This is a genomic window from Bartonella sp. MU37NMGALS, from assembly GCF_042194015.1.
Taxonomy (GTDB): Bacteria; Pseudomonadota; Alphaproteobacteria; order Rhizobiales; family Rhizobiaceae; genus Bartonella; species Bartonella grahamii.
In genome coordinates this window covers 1-513 of record NZ_JBHIML010000178.1, presented here as the reverse complement: position 1 = coordinate 513, position 513 = coordinate 1, and the positions used below count along the sequence as shown (strand labels likewise).

The following is a 513-nucleotide window of genomic DNA, read 5'->3' as shown; positions in this document are numbered from 1 at the left end:
CTCAAGACAAATTTGCCTTGTATGCTTTTGAGAACTTTTGCCATACTCACAAAATCATCTTCAACAAAATTCCCAGAACTATAACGTTTCTTCTTTACAAGATAAGGCGGGTCTAGATAAAATAAACTGTTGGGCGCATCAAAAAGTTCAACAACTCGTTCCCACGATAAATTTAAGATAGTGGTATCAAGCAGTTTTTTTCTAACACGTTTCATCCTTGCTAAAAGTTTGTCCGGATTAAAGCTTACCGTTTTTTTTCCTACAAAGCTAAAAGAGTAGTAATCTTCTTTCCCATACATCACACAACGTTGGAGAAACAAAAAGCGAGCGGCTCTTTCAACTTTGGAAAGGCTCTCTGGATCAATCGCCGCAAGTTCAAAAAACAACTGTCTTGAACAAACAAACCATTCTAGTCGTTTGGCTAAATCATCAAAGGCATTTTGAACACATTGAAACAGGTTCGTGATCTCTCCATTCAGATCATTAATCACGGAATATTTTGCTGGTCTTTTA

General features: G+C 36.8%; 1 protein-coding gene. It reads right to left on the bottom strand.

The features are described from left to right. The coding region (locus ACFIJP_RS09805) for a DNA adenine methylase (RefSeq protein WP_375627240.1) at positions 1 to 513 on the bottom strand (513 nt) is incomplete at both ends.